Origin of the sequence: Amycolatopsis japonica (assembly GCF_000732925.1) — a bacterium.
Lineage (GTDB): Bacteria > Actinomycetota > Actinomycetes > Mycobacteriales > Pseudonocardiaceae > Amycolatopsis > Amycolatopsis japonica.
Map to the genome: position 1 here is coordinate 3754719 of NZ_CP008953.1, position 20136 is coordinate 3774854.

Sequence of the window (20136 nt, forward strand, 5' to 3'; positions counted from 1 at the left end):
ATGGCGAAATGGTTCGCGGCCCTCCGCACCCCGGTGGGCGCGTTCGCGGCGGCCCTGCTGACGCTGGTGCTCGCGCTCGCGGTGTTCGCCCCGATCCTGTGGCACGACAACGCTTTCGCGATCGACACGAACGCCATCGGGCAGGGACCGTCGGCTGCGCATTGGCTCGGTACCGACGACCTCGGCCGCGACATCCTCTTCCGCGTCCTGGTCGCGACCCGGCTTTCGGTCCTGCTCGCGGTGCTCGCGACGGTGATCGGAGTGGTGACCGGGCTTGTGCTCGGCACATTGCCCTCGCTGCTGCCGCGTCCCGCGGCACGGCTCGTGACGTCGGCGGTGAACATCGCGGTCGCGTTCCCCGGGCTGTTGCTGGTGTTGTTCTTCTCGGTCATCTTCGGGGTCGGGACGCACGGCGCGGTGTTCGCGGTCGGTTTCGCGCTGGCGCCGGCGTTCGCGCGGCTCGCGCAGACACTGTCGGCCTCCGTCGCGGGGCAGGACTTCGTTTCCGCCGCCCGGATCTCCGGGGTCGGCCGGATACGGTTGCTGCTCCGGCACATCCTCCCCAACATCGGCGAACCGCTGGTGGTGAACGCGACCATCGGCGCGGGTGCCTCCCTGCTGGCGTTCTCCGGACTGTCGTTCCTCGGCATCGGCGTGCAGGCACCGGATTACGACTGGGGTCGGCTGCTCGGCGAAGGGCTCAACGGGATCTACGTCAACCCGGCGGCCGCGCTCGCGCCTGGTGTGGCCGTGGTGCTGGCCGGGCTCGCGTTCAACCTGGTCGGTGAGACCGTCGCCGGGGTGATCGGCGTCCGCACGGGGCTGCGCAAGCTCGCGCCGCGGCCGGTCACACCCGCCAGGGAGGCCGCCGCCGACGCCCGCGACGACGCGGTGCTGGTGGTGGAGAACCTCCAGGTGGCGTTCCCGCGTCCAGCGGGCTGGACCGTTCCGGTGCGCGGGGTGAGCTTCACCGTCCGCGCGGGCGAGGCGATCGGGGTCGTCGGCGAGTCGGGCTCGGGCAAGAGCCTGACCGGGCTGGCGGTGTCACGGCTGGTCGAAGCGCCGGCCGTGGTCACCGCGGACAAGCTCGAATTCGCCGGGAAACCGGTGCTGACGACGCCGGAACGGGAGTTGCGCGGGTTGCTCGGCACCTCGCTGGCGATGGTGTTCCAGGATCCGATGACGTCGTTCAACCCGACCAGGCGGATCGGCCGTCAACTGGCCGAAGTCGCCGAGCAGCACCAGGGACTTCCGCGTGCCAAGGCCTTCGAGCGGGCCGTTGACCGGTTGCGCGCGGTGCGGATCCCCGCCGCCGAGCGCCGCGCGCGGCAGTATCCGCACGAGTTCTCCGGCGGGATGCGGCAGCGCGCGATGATCGGCATGGGCCTGATGGGCGACCCGAAGCTCATCATCGCCGACGAGCCGACCACCGCACTCGACGTCACCGTGCAGCGGCAGTTGCTGCGCCTGCTGGCGCGGACCAGGGCCGAGCGGGACACGGCGATCATCCTGATCAGCCACGACATCGCGGTCGTTTCCCAGACGTGCGAACGGATGTTGGTCATGTACGCGGGCCGGGTGGTGGAGGATCTGCCGTCCGCCGCGACGCCGCGGCATCCCTACACACGGGCCCTGATGGCCGCGACGCTCGACCTCGAAACCGATCGTGAGGCTTCGCTGGCGGTGATCCCGGGCCGTCCGCCGGAGCCGGATCGCGTGCCCAACGGCTGCGCTTTCGCCGACCGGTGTCCGGCGGCGACCGACCGCTGCCGTCTCGAAGACCCGGCGTTGGAGCGCGTGGACGCCGAGCATCGCGTCGCCTGCTGGTATCCCGCGCCGCTTTCCCAGCCCGCCAAGGAAACCGTGACCGCCGGAGGTGCGGAGTGAGCGATCTCGTGTTCGACGCGGTGAGCGTGCGGTACGGCGGCAGGCGCGGGCTCACCGCCGTCGACCGGGTCGGCCTGACCGTCCCTTCCGGACAGGTCGTCGGGCTCGTCGGCGAATCGGGCTCCGGGAAATCGACGCTGGCCCGTGCCGCCGTCGGGCTCTCGCCGATCAGTGCCGGACGCGTCCTGCTGGGCGGCGTAGACGTGCGCAAGCTGCCCCGGCGTCCTCCCTTGCAGATGGTGTTCCAGGATCCGTATTCCTCTTTGGACCCCCGGATGAGCATCGGGGAATCGATCACCGAGGCGATCCCGCGCGGTGTCTTGCCCGGCCGCGCCGCGCGCCGGGACGAGGTCGCCCGGCTTCTGGAGCTGGTCAATCTCGACCCCGAGCGGGCGGCCCACCTGCCGGGGCAGCTTTCCGGCGGTCAGCGGCAGCGCGTGGCGCTCGCCCGCGCGCTGGCCGGACGGCCCGAGGTGCTGATCGCCGACGAGATCACCTCCGCGCTGGACGTTTCGGTGCAGGGCGCGGTGCTGAACCTCGTCCGGTCCGTGCAACGGCGGCTGGGCCTGTCGATGCTGTTCATCTCGCACAACCTCGCGGTGATCCGCTATCTCAGCGACATCGTCGCCGTGATGTACCTCGGGCGGATCGTCGAGGTCGGCCCGGCCGAACAGGTGCTGACCGACCCGCGGCACCCGTACACCCGTGACCTGCTGGCAGCGGCGCCGTCGGCGACCGGCTCGCTGCTCGACCTGGGTGACGCGAGCGAGACCGCCGACGCCGAACCCGCCGACCCGCACCATCCGCCGGCCGGATGCCGTTACCACACCCGCTGTCCGGTCGGCCCGCTCGTGCGGGCCGGCCGCGAACTCTGCCTCGAGGCTGACCCCGCCGAAGCTGTGCCCATCAAAGGCGTGGCACACCGACGTCATTCGGCGGCCTGCCACTTCAGCGAAAACGAGAGCCACCCGCTCACGATCTCCAGAGGAGCAAGCGCATCATGACCCGACGTCTCGGTCTCGACGACCTGTACGACATCGCCGTCCCCAGCCAGCCTTCGCTTTCCCCGGACGGCGACCGGATCGTCTACGTCCTGCGCACCGCCGACCGCGACGAGGACCGGAACGTGTACACGCTCTGGGAGGTCGGCGCGACCGGCGGCGAAGCGCGTCAGCTCACGCGCGGAACCGCCGACATGGCACCGAAATGGGCGCCGGACGGCACACGGATCGCGTTCCTCCGTGCCCAGGACGGACCGCCGCAGGTGTGGTTCCTGCCGTCGTCGGGTGGGGAGGCCGAACGGATCACCGAACTCCCGCTGGGTGCGGGCGCCCCGGTCTGGAGCCCGGACGGCGCCAAGATCGCGTTCTCGGCCGCGGTCGACCTGGCGGGCGGGGAACTCGCGCCGAACGCCCCGGTGGTGGCCGACCGGCTGGACTTCAAGGCCGACGGCGCCGGACTGATCAAGACCATTCGCAAGCATCTGCACGTCCTCGACGTCGCCACCCGGGAAGTCCGGCAGGTGACCTTCGGCGATTGGCACGCCGGCGAACCGGCCTGGTCGCCCGACGGAACCCGGCTGGCCTTCTCCGCCGGGCGTGACGGTGACGCGGATCTGACGTTCCGTTCCGGTGCCTACGTGCTCGATGTGACCACGAAGACCTCCGAGCCGCGGTTGATCGGCTCGGGCGAAGGGATGGCGGGCACGGTCGGCTGGACCGCCGACGGCACCGCGCTGCTGGTGGTCGGCAGGCCCGATACCGAGGTCGGGCACCTGGGGCTGTGGCGGGTGCCGCTGGACGGCGGCGAGCCAACCGATCTGGCCGCCGCGCTGGACCGCAACGTGATGTCCGGCGGCCCCGGCTATCCGGGAGCCCTGCCGCAGGTGACCGAGGACGGAGCCGTGCTGTTCGGCGTCCGGGACCGCGGGTGCACCCATCTGTACAAAGTGGACAACGCGGGCGGGACGCCACGACCGGTGCTGGTCGGCGCGGACCGCGTCGTGTCCGGAATGGACATCGCGGGCGGCAGGGCCGTGGTCGTCCTGGCCACGGGCACGTCGTTCGGCGAAGTCACCGTCGTAGACCCGGCCACCGGCGCGGTCGACGTGCGGACGAAGCACGGCGAGTCCGACATCGAGCTTTTCCGCCACGAGGAACGGGAATTCACCATCGGCGACGGCACGGTCGTCCACGGCTGGCTCCTGCGGGACCCGTCACGATCCGGTGCGGCGCCACTGCTGCTCGACATCCACGGCGGGCCGCACAACGCCTGGAACGGCGCGGCCGACTCGATCCACCTCTATCACCAGGAACTCGTGGCGCGAGGCTGGGCGGTGCTGCTGCTCAACCCGCGTGGTAGCGACGGCTACGGCGAGGACTTCTACACCGGCGCCGTGGGCGCGTGGGGGGTCGCCGACGCGGCCGACTTCCTCGAACCCCTCGACCAGTTGGTCGCCGAAGGCGTCGCCGACGTGGACCGGCTCGCCGTGGCGGGTTACAGCTACGGCGGGTTCATGACCTGCTACCTGACGAGCCGCGACGACCGCTTCGCCGCCGCTGTGGCCGGCGGTGTCGTCAGCGATCTCACCAGCATGGGAGGCACGTCCGACGCCGGGCACTACCTGGCCGTCGGCGAGCTCGGCGGTCCGGCCTGGGACAAGGCGAACGAGCGCTTCTCGCCGTTTGCCCGCGTCGCCGACGTGCGGACGCCGACGCTCGTCGTCCAAGGCGCGAACGACGACCGGTGCCCGGTCGGTCAGGCCGAGCAGTGGTTCGGCGCTCTGCGTGCCCGAGGTGTCCCGTCGCGGCTGGTGCTGTACCCGGACGCCTCGCACCTGTTCATCCTCGACGGGCCGCCCTCGCAGCGCGTCGACCTCAACCGGCGCGTTCTCGAGTGGGTCGAGCAGTACGCAGCGCCCGCGGACGGAGTGTCGCGAGTGCCGATCGAAGCGGCGCACTGGCGTCGCCGTCTGGCCGAGTTGGCACGCAAGCATCGCGTTCCCGGTGCGGCGCTGGGCATCGCACGGGTCGGCGACGACGCCGAAGTCTTGGCCTCCTACGGCATGTTGAACACGAAGACCGGGGTCGAGGTCACCGAGGATTCGGTGTTCCAGATCGGTTCGATCTCCAAGGTGTGGACCGCGACCGTGGTCATGCAACTGGTCGACGACGGCCTTCTCGACCTCGACGCGCCGATCGCCGACGTCGTCCCCGAGCTGCGGCTCGCCGATCCGGACGTCGCCAAGCAGGTGACCATGCGGCATCTGCTGACGCACACCAGCGGGATCGACGGGGACGTCTTCACCGACACCGGCCGAGGCGACGACTGCCTCGAACGCTATGTCGAAATCCTCGACCAGGCCGCGCAGAACCATCCTCTCGGCGAGACGTTCTCCTACTGCAACTCGGGTTTCGTGCTCATGGGCCGGGTGATCGAGAAGCTCACCGGGCAGACCTGGGACGCCGCGATGCGGGAGAAACTGTTCGCCCCGCTCGGTCTTACCCACACGGTGACGCTGCCGGAGGAAGCGCTGCTGCTCCGTGCCGCCGTCGGGCACGTCGGTGGCGCCGACGAAGACCCGAAGCCCGCGCCGGTCTGGGGCCTGCCGCGGAACATGGGCCCGGCGGGCCTGATCACCGCCACCGCCAAGGACGTGCTCGGCTTCGCGCGGCTGCATCTGACCGGAGGGCTCACCCCGTCCGGTGAGCGGATCCTGACCACGGCGTCCGCCACCGCGATGGCCGAGAAGCACGCCGACCTCCCCGACAAGCACTCGCTCGGTGACTCCTGGGGCCTCGGCTGGATCCGTGACGAGTGGAGCGGACGACGGGTCGTCGGCCACGACGGCAACACGATCGGGCAGTCGGCGTTCCTGCGGCTGCTGCCCGATCAGGGGCTCGCCGTCACGTTGCTCACCAACGGCGGCAACGCCCGCGACCTGTTCGAGGAGCTGTACCGGGAGATCTTCGCCGAACTGGCGGATGTGGCGATGCCGCGGCCGCTGACGCCGCCCTCGCCTCCGGTCACCGTCGACGGTTCGAGGCACGTCGGCGTCTACGAGCGGGCCGGGGTGCTGATGGAGGTACTGTCCGAAAAGGACGGACTCCGGCTGCGGCAGACCGCCACGGGCCCGCTGGCCGAGCTGATGCCGGAGAAGACGATGGAATTCGACCTGGTCCCGGTGACCGACTCCCTCTACGTCTGCCGTGAACCGGGCGCGCAGACCTGGATGCCGGTCACGTTCTACACGTTGCCGACCGGTGAGCCGTACATGCACCACGGCGTGCGCGCGACGCCGAAGGTGTCCTGAAAGCGCTCGGCCCGCCCGGACTTCCGGGCGGGCCGAAGTGCTCAGGCCCTGCGCCGGGCGACGTAACGGACGATCAGCAGCACGATGCACACGACCGCGACGGCGCCCGCGATCGTGCGGAAAGTCCAGTCCAGCCCCGCGAACTGGCCGATCGCGTTGGTGGCCGAGCTGACGAGGAGGACCAGCCAGAGGGAGGCGGTGACGAGCGCGCCGCCGGCGTTTTTGGTGTCGTTCATGGGAAAGACGCTATGGTCCGGCGGATCGGGGGACCAGGGGAGTGACCCCCGTCGTGGGGTGGTGCCAGCGCTACCGCGTCTGGCGGACCGAGGCGCTGACGTTGCGAAAGTGGCTTTCGCAACGCCCCCGTGCAGTACATGAAGGACCCCTTCACTGCGTCTAGCGCAGTGAAGGGGTCCTTCATGTACTTGCCGCCCGGACCTCGGGAGGGCCTTAGCCCTTACCGCCCAAGTAAGCCAGCACCGCCAAGACCCGCCGATGCCCGCTGTCCTCCGGCAACCCGAGCTTCGCGAAGATGTTCCGGATGTGCTTGTGCACCGCGCCGTCGCTCACCACCAGCAGTTCCGCGATGGTCGTGTTGTTGTAGCCCTCCGCCATCAGCCCGAGCACCTCGCGTTCGCGCGCGGTCAGCCCTTCGAGCGGATCGGTCGCCCGGCGGTGCGCCATCAGCTGGGTGATCACCTCGGGGTCCATCGCGGTCCCGCCCTTGACGACCCGGTCCAGCGCGTCGAGGAACTTCTCGACCTTCCCCACCCGCTCCTTGAGCAGATATCCGACGGCACCCTTGCCGTCGGCCAGGAGTTCCGCCGCGTAGCCGGTTTCGACGTGCGCGGAAAGCACGAGCACAGGCAGCCCGGGATACATCTTCCGAGCCTTGACGGCCGCGCGGAGGCCTTCGTCGGTGTGGGTCGGCGGCAGCCGGACGTCGGTGATCACCGCGTCGGGCCGGTCCTTGGTGACCAGTTCGAGGAACTCGTCCACATCGTCCACCGCGGCGGCGACGTCGATGCCCGAGGTGTTCAGCAGCATCACCAGGCCTTCGCGCAGCAGCGCGTCGTCCTCGACGATCACGACCCGCATGGCAACTCCACTTTCAGTACGGTCGGCCCACCGGATGGGCTCGACAGTTTCAAGGTCCCGTCGAAGGCCTCGGCGCGTTTGCGGATCCCGGACAGGCCGCTGCCCGCGGCTTCGTCGGCGCCGCCGTGGCCGTCGTCGCGGATTTCGATGAGCAGGGTGTCGGCGGTGCCGTCGAGGGTGATCCAGGCGTGTTCGGCGCCGGAATGCTTGGTGATGTTGGCCAGCATCTCGGCGACGACGAAGTAGGCGGCCGCTTCGACGGCGGCGGGACGGCGACTGCGGCTGCGAACGTCCACAGTGCACGGAACCGGGCAGCGGTCGGCCAGCGCGGTGACGGCGCCGTCGAGGCCGCGGTCGGTCAGCAGCGGCGGATGGATGCTGCGCACGACGGTCCGGAGTTCGGCGAGCGCGCCGGTCGCGGTGTCCTGCGCCTTGCCGAGCAGTTCGCGCGCCCGCTGCGGATCCTTGTCGAAGAGCGAATCGGCGATCCCCAGCTGCAGCACCACCGCGGCGATCCTCGCCTGTGTCCCGTCGTGCAGGTCGCGTTCGAGGCGACGGAGTTCGGCGCCGTGGGCCTCCAGCGCGGCGGCCCGCGACGCGGCCAGTTCGACGACGCGGTCGGTCAGCACCACCCCGGGCGCCGGTGCGAGCAGCCTGCGCGCGATGGAAGCCTGCCAGCGGGCCAAGCGGGGATACAGGAACAGGAGCGCGATCATCCCGACGCCCGTGACCGCGCTGAGCGCCGCGAGCGGCCACGACGTGACCATGAACCCGAGCGAGCTTTCCACTCCGCCGGGCACCATGGGCCAGATGAACGCCGTGAGGATCTGGCGGAGCCCGCCGAGCGGAAAGGCGATGGCGAAGATGCCGACGATGAAACCGGTGGCGGCGTGGAAGACGAGCCAGGCCAGATCCCGTCGCGAGGCAGGGTCGGTCACCGGGTTCCCGGATCGGTACGGCTCGGGGATGGGCTCGTCCAGCAGGCGCGCCGATCGCCGTCGTTCGAAGTTGACCGGATACCTGATCAGCTTGAGCGCGTGCGGCACCGCCGGGATCCCGACACCGAACGGGCACATCATCAACACGAACAGCATGCCGACGAGGACGAACCAGGAGACGATGGACGAGGCCGCGCCGACCGCCAGGTACCGGATCGCGGACCAACTGGACCGGAGCCGGGTGATCACCCCGCCAGTCTTTCATCCGGCCGTCGGCGGCCTCGGAGCGGAGCGCGTGAAGGCCCGCTTTGCGATACTCGGACCATGATCCTGATCGTTCTCAAAGCACAGATCCGCCCCGAGAAGCGCACCGAATGGCTCGCCGGTATCGACCGCTACACGCAGCAGGTGCGTAGCGAACCTGGCAACATTTCGTTCGACTACTACCAGAATGCCGGCGACGAGAACGAATTCGTCCTCGTCGAGGTCTTCGCCGACAGCGCCGCCGGTGACGCGCACGTCGCGACGCAGCACGCTCAGGAGTTCTTCCCGTTCATGGCGACCGTCGTCGCCGAGAAGCCCCGGATCAACTACCAGAACCTCGACGGCGACGCGTGGTCGGAGATGGCCGAGGTCACACCGGTCGACTAGCGGCGTCCGTGGCGGTGCGGTCGATGATGGCGGCGAGTGTCGTGGCCGCTTCCTCGGGCACCCAGTGGCTGACGCCGGACAGGATTTCGAGCCGGTAGGCGGCGTCGACGTACTGGCCGGCGAGTTCGGCGCTGCGCCGGGACAGGGCGGTGTCGCCGTCGCTCCAGACGTGGGTGGTCGGCACGGTGACCCGGGCGCGGAGGGCGGCCGGGTGGTTGAAGACCATCGCGCGGTACCAGTTCAAGCCGCCGGTGAGGGCGCCGCCGCGGACGATGTCCTGGCGGACCTGGTCGATCTGGGCGGGCGTCATCCCGGTGCCGGCCAGCGTGCGTTCCAGTACGCGTGGCCGGCTCCGGATGGCGAGTTCGGGCAGCCAGGGGAGCTGGAACAGGAACATGTAGTACGACCGGACGAGCTGGTCGCTGCCGAGCATCGCGCGGAGGAACGCCCCGGGATGGGGGACCGACACGGTGGTCAGAGAGGTGACCAGGTCGGGTCGCCGGGCCGCGGTCGACCAGGCGGCGACGGCACCCCAGTCGTGTCCGACGAGGTGGACCGGCCCGGTGCCGAGGGTGTCGATGAGGGCGACGGTGTCGGCCACCAGACGGCTGGACCGGTAGGCGAAGCGGCCGCGCGGGCGTGCGCGGGGTGAGTAGCCGCGCTGGTCGGGCACGATCGTGCGGTATCCCCGCTGGTGGAGCAGGGCGGCGGTGTCGGCCCAGGAGGCGCCGGTCTGCGGGAAACCGTGCAGCAGGACGACGACGTCGCCGTCGAGCGGTCCGGTGTCCCGGACATCGAAGACGAGTCCGTCGTGGTCGAAGGTGGCGATGCGGCGGGGCGCGGTCATGGGCGGATTTCCCCTTCTTTCGTGGACTGCTCGTATATGTTACCTTGAGTAACAGTGAATCGCGGTAACAGGTAGCCGCGCACTCTGTCGACGTCGTCAGGGAGGTCCGTATGACCAGCACCGATGTGCCACGAACGGCCGGGGCAGGCCGCCACGAGACCGCGCAGCGGCTCCTCGATTCGTCCGCGATGCTGTCCTACGACCCGGCCACCGAGGTGGACTGGGAGACACCGCTGGACAAGGACTTCCACGGTGCCAGCCCGGAGTGGAGCACGCTCTACGGCACGAGCTACTGGGCCGAGATGAGCCCGGAGCAGCAGAAGGAGCTCACGCGCCAGGAAGCTGCTTCCGTGGCGAGCACCGGCATCTGGTTCGAGATGATCCTGCAGCAGATGGTGCTGCGCGACTTCTACGCCAAGGACCCGACCGATCCGGCGTTCCAGTGGGCGCTGACCGAGATCGCCGACGAATGCCGTCACTCGATCATGTTCGCCCGCGGCGCGGCGAAGCTCGGCGCGCCGCCGTATCGCCCACGCAAGCTCGCTGTCGAACTCGGCCGCATCTTCAAGGCGACGGCCAGCGGCGAAGCGGCGTACGCGGCGATCCTCGTCGCCGAGGAGGTCCTCGACGTCATGCAGCGCGATTGGATGCGCGACGAGCGCGTGGTCCCGTTCGTGCGCACCATCAACAACATCCACGTGGTCGAGGAGTCCCGGCACATGAAGTTCGCCAGGGAGGAGACCCGCGAGCAGCTGGAGGGCGCGGGCTTCCTGCGCCGCCGGATCGACGCGCTGGTCATCGCGATCGCTTCGTACTTCATCGTCAGCAGCATGATCAACCGCGACGTGTACAAGCACGCGGGACTCGACACCAAGCGCGCGTTGCGCGAGGCGAAGGCCAACGAGCACCACAAGTCGATGATGCGGTCCAGCTGTGCCGGGCTGATGGAGTTCCTCGGCTCGTGCGGTCTGCTGACCCGCCCAGCGCTGGTGTTCTACAAGCGGGCGAACCTGATCTGACATGGCCTTCGCGATCACCCAGACCTGCTGCAACGACGCCACCTGCGTGTCGGTCTGCCCGGTCAACTGCATCCACCCGACGCCGGACGAGCCCGATTTCGGCACCACCGAGATGCTCTATGTCGATCCGGACACGTGCATCGACTGTGGGGCTTGCGCGGACGCCTGTCCGGTGGACGCCATCTTCCCGGCGGACTTGTTGACCGGACCGCTGCAGGTCTACGCGGGAATCAACGCGGCCTTCTACGCCGACCGCGAGCCCGTCGCCTCGGTGGATCCGGCGCCGAACTTCCACCGGTGGAGCCCGCCGACGTTCGACCGGGCCATCCCGAGCGACTTCGCGCCGCCGGACATCGCCGTCGTCGGCACCGGCCCGGCCGGTATGTACGCGGTGGAGGACCTGCTCCTCCACACGAACGCGCGGGTCACGCTGATCGACCGGCTGCCGGTCGCGGGCGGGCTCGTCCGCTACGGCGTCGCCCCGGACCACCCCGCCACGAAGCGGATCGGCGAGACCTTCTCGCGGCTTCACGAGCATCCGCGGCTGAAGATGCGCCTGGGCACCGAGATCGGCCGCGACGTATCGGTGGACGAGCTGGCCGAACGGCACGACGCCGTCGTCTACGCGGTCGGTGCCTCGTCCGCGCGCCGGCTGGGCCTGGACGGCGAGGATCTGCCCGGCAGTATCGCCGCGACCACCGTCGTCGCCTGGTACAACGGCCATCCGGACGTGCCCGCGAACGCGGTCGACCTGTCCGCGGAGCGTGTCGTGCTGGTCGGCACCGGGAACGTCGCGCTGGACGTGGCCCGGATCCTCACCGCCGACCCCGATGACCTCGCCGGCACGACGATCGCCCCGCACGCACTGGAACGCTTGCGCACCAGCAAAATCCGGGAGGTCGTACTGCTCGCCCGGCGCGGACCGGAGGACGCCGCCTACACGTCACCGGAGCTGCTCGCGCTGGCGGGACGCGCCGGTGTACCGCTCGTCGTCGATGACGCCGACCCGCGCACCACGGCCGCGATCGACGTGGGCACCGGCAAGGCGGCGCTGCTGCGCGACCTCGGCCGGGAGACCGTCGACTGGACCGTTGCGCCGGGTTCGGACGCTCGCCGGATCGTCCTGCGGTTCCACTCCGCGCCCGCCGAGATCGTCGGCGACACCCAGGTGCGCGGCCTGCGCGTCACAGGGCAGGACGGGACGGTGGAGATCGCCGCCGGTCAGGTCGTCCGCGCCGTCGGCTATCGAGGTGTCCCGGTACCCGGGCTTCCGTTCGACGACGACCGCGGCACGATCCCTAACACCGCGGGTCGCGTCGACGGGCGCAGTGGCGCGTATGTGGTCGGTTGGATCAAACGCGGTCCGTCGGGCGGGATCGGCGCGAACCGCACTTGTGCGCGGGAGACCGTGGCGACTCTGCTGGAGGACATCACCTCCGGCGCGCTTCCGGTGCGGGCGCGGCGATCGCCGGTGGCCGCGTTGGCCGCACGGTTCCGCGAACGGTGACCTGACGGTTTCGACGTCCGATGTCGCTGTCGGTTTGATGCGCGGCGGCGATGTCGCGTGACTGGATGGCCGACACGTGTGATCAGGCGGACGACACGCGTGTCCAGGCGGACGGCGAGCGACTACGCGTGTGGCGTCCGTCCAGTCACGCGTGTCGTCCGTCTGAGCACACGCGCCGTCCTCTGTATCTACTGGCCCGAAGTCCGTGAAGGCCTCCTTGAGGGACCCAGAGTCCCTCAAGGAGGCCTTCACGGACTAAGCACACAGGCGCGGCGTGGGCGGAGACGTGACTCGCGTGATCGGGGACGTGACTCGCGTGATTGGAGGCCGCACTCGGTGTTCCGTCTCTGATCACGCGAGTTCCGGCTTCGATCACGCGAGTGCGACACCGACCTGACCGGGTTCGACAAGACGCGCTCGACATCTGGCGGAATCGGCCACATCATGGGCGGATGGATCCACTCGATCTCCGCATCATCGGCGCCCTGCAGGTGGACGGCCGGGCGTCGTGGCGGCGTATCGCCGAAGCGCTCGGCGCCCCCGAACGCACCGTGGCCAGGCGCGGGGTGCGGTTGCTGGAAACCGGGATCGTCACGGTGATGGCGGTGACGCCCTACGGCGTGCCGATGCTGGTTCGCGCCAAATGCGCCGCCGGGCTCGCCAGGACGGCCGCGACCGCGCTGGCCCGCCGCGCCGAGGCGAGCTTCTGCTATCTGCTCACCGGGCAGGCCGAGGTCGCCGCCGAGGTGTGCTGCTCGCGCGAGCGGCTCGCGGCCTACTTGTCGGAGGACATCGCCACGACCCCGGGACTCCACGAGCTCACCGCGGATCCCATCACGAAGTACTACCGCACCGTGCACGAATGGCAGCCGGGGATTCTGACCGCGGCCGAAGTGGCCGAACTCGGCGAACTTCCCCAGCTGACGCCGCAACCCCGGCATCCGGACGGTGACGTCTTCACCCCGGACGAGCGCGCGCTCGTCCGGGCGTTGCGCGAGGACGGCAGACGGACCCACGAGGAGCTCGCCCGGCTGGTCGGGGTGTCGGAGTCGACGGTGCGCCGCCGGGTGGAATCGCTGCGCCGGAGCGGGGAGATGTTCATCCGCGCCGTCGTCGAACCGGCGGTGCTCGGCCTCCCGATCGAGGCCTTGCTGTGGATCCGCAGCCGTCCGTCCGATGTGGACGAACTCGGCCGGGAGCTGCTCGCCTCGCCGTACGTCCGGTACGCCGCGGCGACCATGGGGGAGCACCAGCTGATGGCCGACGTGACGCTGCCCGATTTCGAGACCCTGCACCGGTTCGTCGTCGAATCGGTCTGGGCGCGGCTCGCGGTTTCCGTGCACACCGGGCTGGTGACGAAGGGACTGAAGCGGAGCAGCGTGCTGACACCCGAGCTACGAGTCTGACGCCGGATTCTTGAGCCGGACCGGCAGCGATCGGTGGCCGTTGGAGATGAACGAGTCGAGATGCCGTAAGGCGTCCGGCGGCGCCGCGAGGGTCATGTCCGGGAAACGCTCGAACAGGGCCGGAAGGGCGATCGCCGCCTCCAGCCGGGCCAGCGGCGCGCCGATGCAGAAATGCGCGCCGTACCCGAACGCGATATGCGCTTTGTCCTTCCGCGTGACGTCGAACGCGTCGGCGTCGTGCCCGTGCAGCGCCGGGTCCCGTCCGGCGGCGGCGTAGCCCGCCAGAATCGCGTCGCCCTGCTGGATGACCACATCGGCGACGGCGATGTCCTCGACGGCGTAGCGCAACGGCAGGTTCGCCACGGGAGCCTGCCACCGCAAGGTTTCCTCGATCGCGTCGGTCCAAGAGACCTGCCCCGCGCGCAGCAGTGCGAGCTGATCGGGATGGGTCAACAGCGCCGTAATGGCCTGGTCGAGGAGATTCACGGTGGTTTCGTGACCGGCCGAGATGAACAGGATCAGGGTGTCGATCAGTTCGGTTTCGTCGAGCCGGGCGCCGTCGTCCTGTGCGGCGATGAGCGCGGTGGTGAGATCCTCGCCGGGGTTCTCCCGCTTGGCGGCGACGAGCTCGGTGAAGATCGAATGGATGTCCTGGTACGCGGCCAGCATCGCCTCCTGGCTCGCCGAAGTCCGGAAGAAGACGTCGACCGAGTGCCGCAGTCTGCCGCGGGCCGAGTCCGGTACGCCGAACAGGTGGCAGATCACTTCGATGGGCACCGGATAAGCGAAGTTCTCCCGCAGGTCCACGGGTTCGTCGGCGGGCAGGGCCGCGAGTCCGTCCAGCAGATCGGTGACGATTCGGGTGATCCAGGGCTCCAGCGTGGCGATCCTGCGTGCGGTGAAGGCCTGCGTCACGAGCGAGCGGAGCCGTTTGTGGTCGGCGCCGTAAGCGGTGAACATGTTCCGCACGTTGACCCACACCAGCAACGGCCAGTCCGCGCTGACCTCGGCCAGCGCCGGCCAGTGCTGCCGGGCGTCCTTGGACACACGCGGGTCGCTGAGCAGGTCACGCAGGAGTTCGTAGCCGGTCACCGACCAGGCCACGACACCGCCCGGCAACTCGACCCGGGTGATCGGGCCTTGCTCGCGAAGTCGTTCATTCTCGGCGTGGATGTCTTGGCCGTTCGGGTCCAGAACCAGGGGACGCGTCACCGGGGATCACCCTTTCTCGGCGGAGCGGACCGGGTCCAGCCTGCCAGCGGCGCCCGTCGCCCGGCTATTCGCCAAACGGTGGTCGCCCAAACGGTGGTCGCTCAGTACAGCTCGATGACGAGCCGGTCGGTGAGCGCGCGCGAAACGCAGAGTGCCATCTGGCTTTCGCGGTCGGCGGCGGTCAGGCAGTTGTCCCGATGATCCGGGGTGCCTTCGAGCACGCCGGACACGCACGAGCCGCAAATCCCTTCCTCGCAGGACTTGAAGACCTCGATGCCGTTGTCCTCGAGCACCGCCAGGATCGATTTCCCGGCCGGTACCTCGAATTCCTCGCCGGTGTCGAGTTCGACGGTGAGGGGACGGTCGCCGGAAGTGTCCACCTCGGCGGCCTCGAAATGTTCGACGTGCACGTGGTCCGCGCCGACGACCGGGCCGAGCACGTCGCCGACCTGTCGCATGAAACCGTCGGGGCCACAGGTGTAGACGTGGGTCGACGGGGTCAGCTCCTCGGCGATCGTCCGCAGCACGGCGGGATGTCCGGCGCGGGGGACGCCAAAATGCGGCCGGATCCGGTCGGCGAACTCGACCCGTTCTTCCAGCAGTTCCACGAACGCCGCGGTTTCCCGCGAGCGCGCGAAGTAGTGCAGCTCGAATTCGCTGCCCCAGGTGTAGAGCTCGTAGGCCATCGAAAGCAGCGGCGTGATGCCGATACCGCCGGCGACGAGGACGTGCCGGTCGGCGTCTTCGGCGACGGCCAGCAGATTGCGCGGCTCGCTGATCTTGAGGTGGTCGCCGACCGAGACCTGGTGCATCGCCACGGATCCACCGCGCGAGGCCGGTTCCCGTTTGACCGCGATCAGGATCGAACGCGGGTCGTCGGGGGCGCCGCACAGCGAATACTGCCGCAGCACCCCCGTCGGGCCGATCACGTCGACGTGCGCACCGGCCCGGTAACGGACGCGCAGCGGCTCGTCGTCCTGCCGGACCAGCCGCAGGGTACGGATTTCCGGTGTCTCCTCGGTGATTTCGACGACGCGGAAGAGGACGTTCGTCATCTGGATGCCTCCTGGTCAGCGCATGAACAGGCCGCCGTTCGCGTCCCAGCAGGCGCCGGTGACGGAGGCGGCTTCGGGGGAGGCGAGCAGCGCCACCATCTCGGCGATGAACGCCATGCTGCCCAGGCGTCCGACCGGGATGCCTGCCGTCAGCTTCGTGAGGTTCTCCTCACCGACGATCCGGTGGACCATGGGGCTGTCCTGTGGTCCGGGGGAGACCGCGTTCACGGTGACTCCCCGTGCGGCGAGCTCGCGGGCGAACACCTTGGTCGCGGTCAGGATCGCGCCCTTGGAGGACGCGTAGTGCCCGCCGGTCGAGGTGCCGCCGTTCTGCCCGGCCAGCGAGGCCAGATTGACGATCCGGCCGTACCCGGCTTCGGCCATGTGCGCGCCGAACAGCTGGCAGGCGTGGAAGGTGCCGTTGAAGTTCACCGCCATCACTTCGTCGAGCTCCTGCGGCGTGATCTCCAGCAACGGTCGTGCCTGGGTGCGGGCGGCGTTGTTGACCAGCACCTGGACGCCGCCGAAATCGCCGAGCACCGACGCGAGCAGCTGGTCGATGTCCGGGCGGCTGGCGACGTCGACGCGGTAGCTCTGGGCGTGCGCCCCGGTCCGGTCCAACTCGGTCGCGAGCCGTTTCGCGGCGGCCTCGTCGAGGTCGGCGATCGCCACGCGGTGGCCGCCGCCGTGCAGGCGCCGGACGATCCGCTCGCCGAGCCCGGTCGCCCCGCCGGTGATCACGGCGACCGGCGCGGAGCCGCTCACAGCAGGAATCCCGCGGCGGGAACGGCTTCGTCGGCGTTGACCAGCCGGACGACCTTGCGGGCAAAGCGGTCTTCGTCGCCGCTGGCGCCGAGACGGACGACGTAGTCGACGTCCGCGGCCCAGAGGTCGTGACGGCCGCGTTTGTACGCCACGATGATCTGGGCGGCCTTGAGCGTGACCGACCGGTCGTCGACGTCCGTGGGGATGAAACGCGAGACGGTCCGCACGGTGATCGCCGAGTCCACCGCGGCGATCGCGTAGCCCTCGGTCATCCTCCGCACGCGCAATCCGCGCATCCGGGCGTCGTCGTGGACCATGTTGAGGACGTCGTCGAAATCCTCGGCGTCGCGTTCGATCGGGATGACGTACCGCGCGTCGTCGGCGTAAAGCCCTTGCCAGGCTTCGTATTCCTTGGCGTCCAGCAGCGCGGCCTCGCGCCAGGCCAGCTCGATCGCGCGGACCACCCGCGGATCGGTGAGGGTCTCAGTCATCGCTCATCATCCGCTTCCATTGGGCGTACGCCGCCCGCATCCCGGTCTCGTCGGTGACATGGCTGGTCGGCCAGCCTTCGGCGGAGGGCTTTTCGCGCCCCAGACCGCGGTTGACCATGATCGGCAGCTCGGGCGCGCCCTGGGCGCCGCGCTGCACCCGGTCCCAGCCCTCGGAGTCGTCCGGGGTGCCGAACCCGAACGGACCCTGGAAATGTTCGTGGGCGCGCAGCCGCTCGCGGTTGACCGGCCCGACGATCTCGGCCGGGCCGTCACTGCCGAGGGCGACGTGCTCGATGACGGTCTCGTCGACGCTGATCGGCCGCAACACCCGGAAGAACGAGATCGACATCGACACGTTCGGGAACAGGTTGAGGTTGAACCCCGTGCCGTGCACGGCACGGACGAGCCTGCGGATCTCGGCCTCGTCCGCCCCGGCGGCTTCGAGTTGGGCGACCAGGCCGTCGAACCGCGGCTGGAGCGGTTCGCTGCCGTCGTCCGCCTCCAGATCGGAGTGTTCGGGGACCATCTGCATCACCGAGTGGCCGTTCCCCAGATCGTGGGTGACCGCCGTCGGATCGGTCATGAACGACATCATCTCGGCGGTTTCCGCGTCGACCGAGGCCATCCAGGAGCGGTGCACGATGGGGAAGTGGTACCCGTCGGTGGTGTTCTCCAGCTGGATCTTCCAGTTGCCCCGGTAGGTGAACCGGTGGGTGCCGAGCACCTTCACCGGATAGCCGCCACCCTGCGCCATGAAGCGATCGATCCACAGCTTGACGTCGCCGAGGAAGTCGGCCAGCGGCTCGGCGTCGGCGTCCACGGTCGCGAAGATCATCCCGCCGTAGGACTCGGTGCGCAGGGTCTTCAGCCCGAGATCCGCCTTGTCCATCACGCCCTCGTACCCGTCGGGGTACGGGATGCCGCGCAGTTTGCCGTCCAGCCCGTAGGACCAGGCGTGATAAGGACAGGTGAATCCGTTGGCGTGGCCGGTCTTCTTCTCGCAGAGCGACGCGCCCCGGTGGCGGCAGCGGTTCACCAGCGTGCGGATCTCGCCCTTGCGGTCCTTGGTGACGATGACCGGATGCCGTCCGACATGGGTCGACTTGAAACTGCCGGCCTTGGGCAGTTCCGATTCGTGGGCGACCCAGATCCAGGACCGCTCGAAGATCTTCGTCCTCTCCTGGTCGAAGATCGCGGGGTCGGTGTACATCCGGCCGGCGACCCGGTCGCCGAGGACGAGGTCCGCGGGCGGCAGGTCGTACACGGTGGCGGCGGTGAATTCGGTCATCGCGATCAGCCCCGGTATTCGCGCGGTGTGAGGGCGCGGCCGATACGCGCTTCGATCTTGGCGTACTTCCACAGCTTCCACGGGCTGTCGCCGACCGGGGTGCTGCGCAGGAAGTCGCACGCCTGCTTGACGGTTTCCTGCGTGTCGACGTCGCAGAGCAGGTAACACGTCCACGGCCACCCGTCGGACGGCCCGACCATATGCGAGTCGTCGTCGATGTCGCCGATGAAGTCCACGCCGGGCAGGCCCTTGATGCCGTCCATCAGCGCGACGAAGGCGGTCCAGACGTCTCCGGTGGCGACGCCGCCTTCCGGAAGGTCGAAGAAGTTCTGGTTGATGCCGATGCAGAACAGCACACGCAACGGGGTGTCGCTCATGGTGGTGGTCCAACTCCTCGTCGGTCGGTAGTGGGTCACTGGAAGCCGGGAACGGTGGGCGGATGGCCCATCAGCACGGCACCCGCGGCGTCGTACATGGCCGGCCCCAGGAAGGCGTGCTGCTGCGGGACGAGCGCGTCGCCGAGCAGCCACTGCAGCGGATGACTCGTGGCGATGGCACCCGTCCCGGACAGGCCGATGACCCGGTTGACGGTCTCGGCGGCGGTCTTCGCGAGATGGGTCGAGGCCAGCCGGAGGTGGGCGTTCTGGTGCGGCGCCACGGGATCGCCGCTCAGCACGGTCTGCCACGCCTCGTCGGTGACCTCGTAGAAGTACGCGCGCGCCGAACGCATCGTCGCCTCGGCTTCGGCCAGTCCCGTCCGGTAGTAGGCGCGGTCGGCGAGTTTCGGCGCGCCCGTGACACCCGAACGGCCGCTGCCGACCTCGGTCGCGAAGTCGAGCGCCGCGCGGGCGACACCCGCACCGACGACCGCCAGCACCTGGGAGGCGTAGGCGAGGGTGGGGTAGCGGTACAACGGCTCGTCGATGGTGGGTTCACCGCCGCGGATGAACGTCCATTCGCGTGGCACCTCGACCTTGTCGACGACCAGGTCGAAGGACCCGGTGCCCTTCATCCCGACGACGTCCCACTCCTGGACGATCTCGACCTGCTCGGGCCGCAGCAGGGCAGTGCGGGGCTTTCCGGCGGTCGTGTCGTCGCCTGGGATCCCGACGCCGAGGATGTCCGCACCCATGCAGCCGCTCGCGAACTTCCAGCGCCCGTCGACCAGGAAGCCGGAGGCGGTGGGCTCGGCTCGTTGGACGGGGAAGAGACCACCGGCGAAGCACACGTCGGGACCGTCGGCGTAGAGCTCGGCCTGCGTCTCGACGGGCAGCGCCGCGAGGTAGACCAGCGCGGAGCCGAAGCTGGCCACCCATCCGGTGGATCCGTCGACGACGGAGATCCGCTCCACCATCCGCAGGAATTCGGCCGGGGGCAGGGGCCTGCCGCCGAACCGTTCGGGCGTCGCGGACCGGTAGACGCCTGCCGCCTTGAGCCGCCCGACGAAGTCACGCGAGACGTACCTCTGGTCCCGGAACTCCTGACGGCGCTCGAGGAGTTCGGCCAGGACATCGTCGAGTGTCACGGCCGGGCTCTCCTGGATCTGGGCCATCGGGCGCTCCTCGCGTCGTAGGGAAGATGTCTCCGACGCTAGGGATCACCGCCGCGTGTGGCCATTGGTCATTGCCTGCCGACGGCCGGGGATTCCCACGCAGACGGG

18 protein-coding genes are annotated in these 20136 nt (G+C 69.5%); 7 read left to right on the forward strand and 11 right to left on the reverse strand.

The window, feature by feature from the left end; genetic code table 11:
• The 3 genes from AJAP_RS17550 to AJAP_RS17560 are packed head-to-tail and all read left to right on the forward strand — an operon-like array spanning position 1 to position 6199.
• Positions 1-1887, forward strand: coding sequence for a dipeptide/oligopeptide/nickel ABC transporter permease/ATP-binding protein (locus AJAP_RS17550; protein WP_038512986.1), 1887 nt, complete (start codon positions 1-3; stop codon positions 1885-1887).
• Positions 1884-2891 (forward strand): ABC transporter ATP-binding protein, encoded by a 1008-nt coding sequence (locus tag AJAP_RS17555; RefSeq protein WP_038512990.1) that lies wholly within the window; start codon positions 1884-1886, stop codon positions 2889-2891. Before AJAP_RS17550 ends, AJAP_RS17555 begins: the two co-directional genes overlap by 4 nt.
• Positions 2888-6199, forward strand: a complete 3312-nt coding sequence (locus tag AJAP_RS17560) for a serine hydrolase (RefSeq protein ID WP_038512993.1) — start codon at positions 2888-2890, stop codon at positions 6197-6199. Before AJAP_RS17555 ends, AJAP_RS17560 begins: the two co-directional genes overlap by 4 nt.
• 41 nt (positions 6200-6240) lie before the next feature.
• Here the strand turns inward: AJAP_RS17560 and AJAP_RS17565 are convergent, their stop codons facing one another.
• The 3 genes from AJAP_RS17565 to AJAP_RS17575 form a co-directional block, all read right to left on the reverse strand.
• Positions 6241-6435 carry a hypothetical protein gene (locus AJAP_RS17565; protein ID WP_038512996.1) on the reverse strand — a complete coding sequence of 65 codons (195 nt, stop codon included), beginning with the start codon at positions 6433-6435 and terminating at the stop codon, positions 6241-6243.
• A 214-nt stretch (positions 6436-6649) separates the two neighbouring features.
• Positions 6650-7297, reverse strand: coding sequence for a response regulator (locus AJAP_RS17570; RefSeq protein WP_038512999.1), 648 nt, complete (start codon positions 7295-7297; stop codon positions 6650-6652).
• Positions 7285-8484 (reverse strand): sensor histidine kinase, encoded by a 1200-nt coding sequence (locus AJAP_RS17575; protein ID WP_038513004.1) that lies wholly within the window; start codon positions 8482-8484, stop codon positions 7285-7287. Before AJAP_RS17575 ends, AJAP_RS17570 begins: the two co-directional genes overlap by 13 nt.
• Positions 8485-8559: 75 nt before the next feature.
• Between AJAP_RS17575 and AJAP_RS17580 the strand changes: the two genes are divergently transcribed.
• On the forward strand, positions 8560-8886 hold the full coding sequence (locus AJAP_RS17580; protein WP_038513006.1) for a putative quinol monooxygenase: 327 nt from the start codon (positions 8560-8562) through the stop codon (positions 8884-8886).
• Here the strand turns inward: AJAP_RS17580 and AJAP_RS17585 are convergent.
• Complete coding sequence (locus tag AJAP_RS17585) at positions 8870-9733, reverse strand: alpha/beta fold hydrolase (RefSeq protein WP_038513009.1); 864 nt, start codon at positions 9731-9733, stop codon at positions 8870-8872. The two genes, AJAP_RS17580 and AJAP_RS17585, sit on opposite strands and share 17 nt — an antisense overlap.
• Before the next feature lie 110 nt (positions 9734-9843).
• Between AJAP_RS17585 and AJAP_RS17590 the strand changes: the two genes are divergently transcribed.
• The 3 genes from AJAP_RS17590 (at position 9844) to AJAP_RS17600 (ending at position 13665) form a co-directional block, all read left to right on the forward strand.
• Positions 9844-10752: an AurF N-oxygenase family protein gene (locus tag AJAP_RS17590; RefSeq protein WP_038513012.1), complete on the forward strand. Its 909-nt coding sequence runs from the start codon at positions 9844-9846 to the stop codon at positions 10750-10752.
• Position 10753: 1 nt separating this feature from the next.
• Positions 10754-12259: an FAD-dependent oxidoreductase gene (locus AJAP_RS17595; RefSeq protein ID WP_038513014.1), complete on the forward strand. Its 1506-nt coding sequence runs from the start codon at positions 10754-10756 to the stop codon at positions 12257-12259.
• Between the two features lie 452 nt (positions 12260-12711).
• Positions 12712-13665, forward strand: a complete 954-nt coding sequence (locus AJAP_RS17600; protein ID WP_038513018.1) for an Lrp/AsnC family transcriptional regulator — start codon at positions 12712-12714, stop codon at positions 13663-13665.
• Here AJAP_RS17600 and AJAP_RS17605 read toward each other — a convergent pair.
• The 7 genes from AJAP_RS17605 to AJAP_RS17635 all read right to left on the reverse strand — a co-directional run bounded on the left by AJAP_RS17605 (position 13654) and on the right by AJAP_RS17635 (position 20028).
• Positions 13654-14877: a cytochrome P450 family protein gene (locus tag AJAP_RS17605; protein WP_038513021.1), complete on the reverse strand. Its 1224-nt coding sequence runs from the start codon at positions 14875-14877 to the stop codon at positions 13654-13656. The two genes, AJAP_RS17600 and AJAP_RS17605, sit on opposite strands and share 12 nt — an antisense overlap.
• 101 nt (positions 14878-14978) lie before the next feature.
• Complete coding sequence (locus tag AJAP_RS17610; RefSeq protein ID WP_038513023.1) at positions 14979-15932, reverse strand: PDR/VanB family oxidoreductase; 954 nt, start codon at positions 15930-15932, stop codon at positions 14979-14981.
• Between the two features lie 15 nt (positions 15933-15947).
• Entirely contained in the window at positions 15948-16697 is a 750-nt protein-coding gene (locus tag AJAP_RS17615) for an SDR family NAD(P)-dependent oxidoreductase (RefSeq protein ID WP_038513026.1), read from the reverse strand.
• A complete protein-coding gene (locus AJAP_RS17620; protein WP_038513029.1) occupies positions 16694-17188 on the reverse strand; it encodes an aromatic-ring-hydroxylating dioxygenase subunit beta in 495 nt (164 codons plus the stop codon). Before AJAP_RS17620 ends, AJAP_RS17615 begins: the two co-directional genes overlap by 4 nt.
• Complete coding sequence (locus AJAP_RS17625) at positions 17181-18476, reverse strand: aromatic ring-hydroxylating oxygenase subunit alpha (RefSeq protein WP_051972498.1); 1296 nt, start codon at positions 18474-18476, stop codon at positions 17181-17183. The genes AJAP_RS17620 and AJAP_RS17625 overlap by 8 nt, the downstream gene beginning before the upstream one ends.
• A 5-nt stretch (positions 18477-18481) precedes the next feature.
• Entirely contained in the window at positions 18482-18853 is a 372-nt protein-coding gene (locus AJAP_RS17630) for a hypothetical protein (protein ID WP_038513032.1), read from the reverse strand.
• 35 nt (positions 18854-18888) lie between these two features.
• Positions 18889-20028 carry an acyl-CoA dehydrogenase family protein gene (locus tag AJAP_RS17635; RefSeq protein WP_038513036.1) on the reverse strand — a complete coding sequence of 380 codons (1140 nt, stop codon included), beginning with the start codon at positions 20026-20028 and terminating at the stop codon, positions 18889-18891.
• Positions 20029-20136 lie beyond the last annotated feature (108 nt).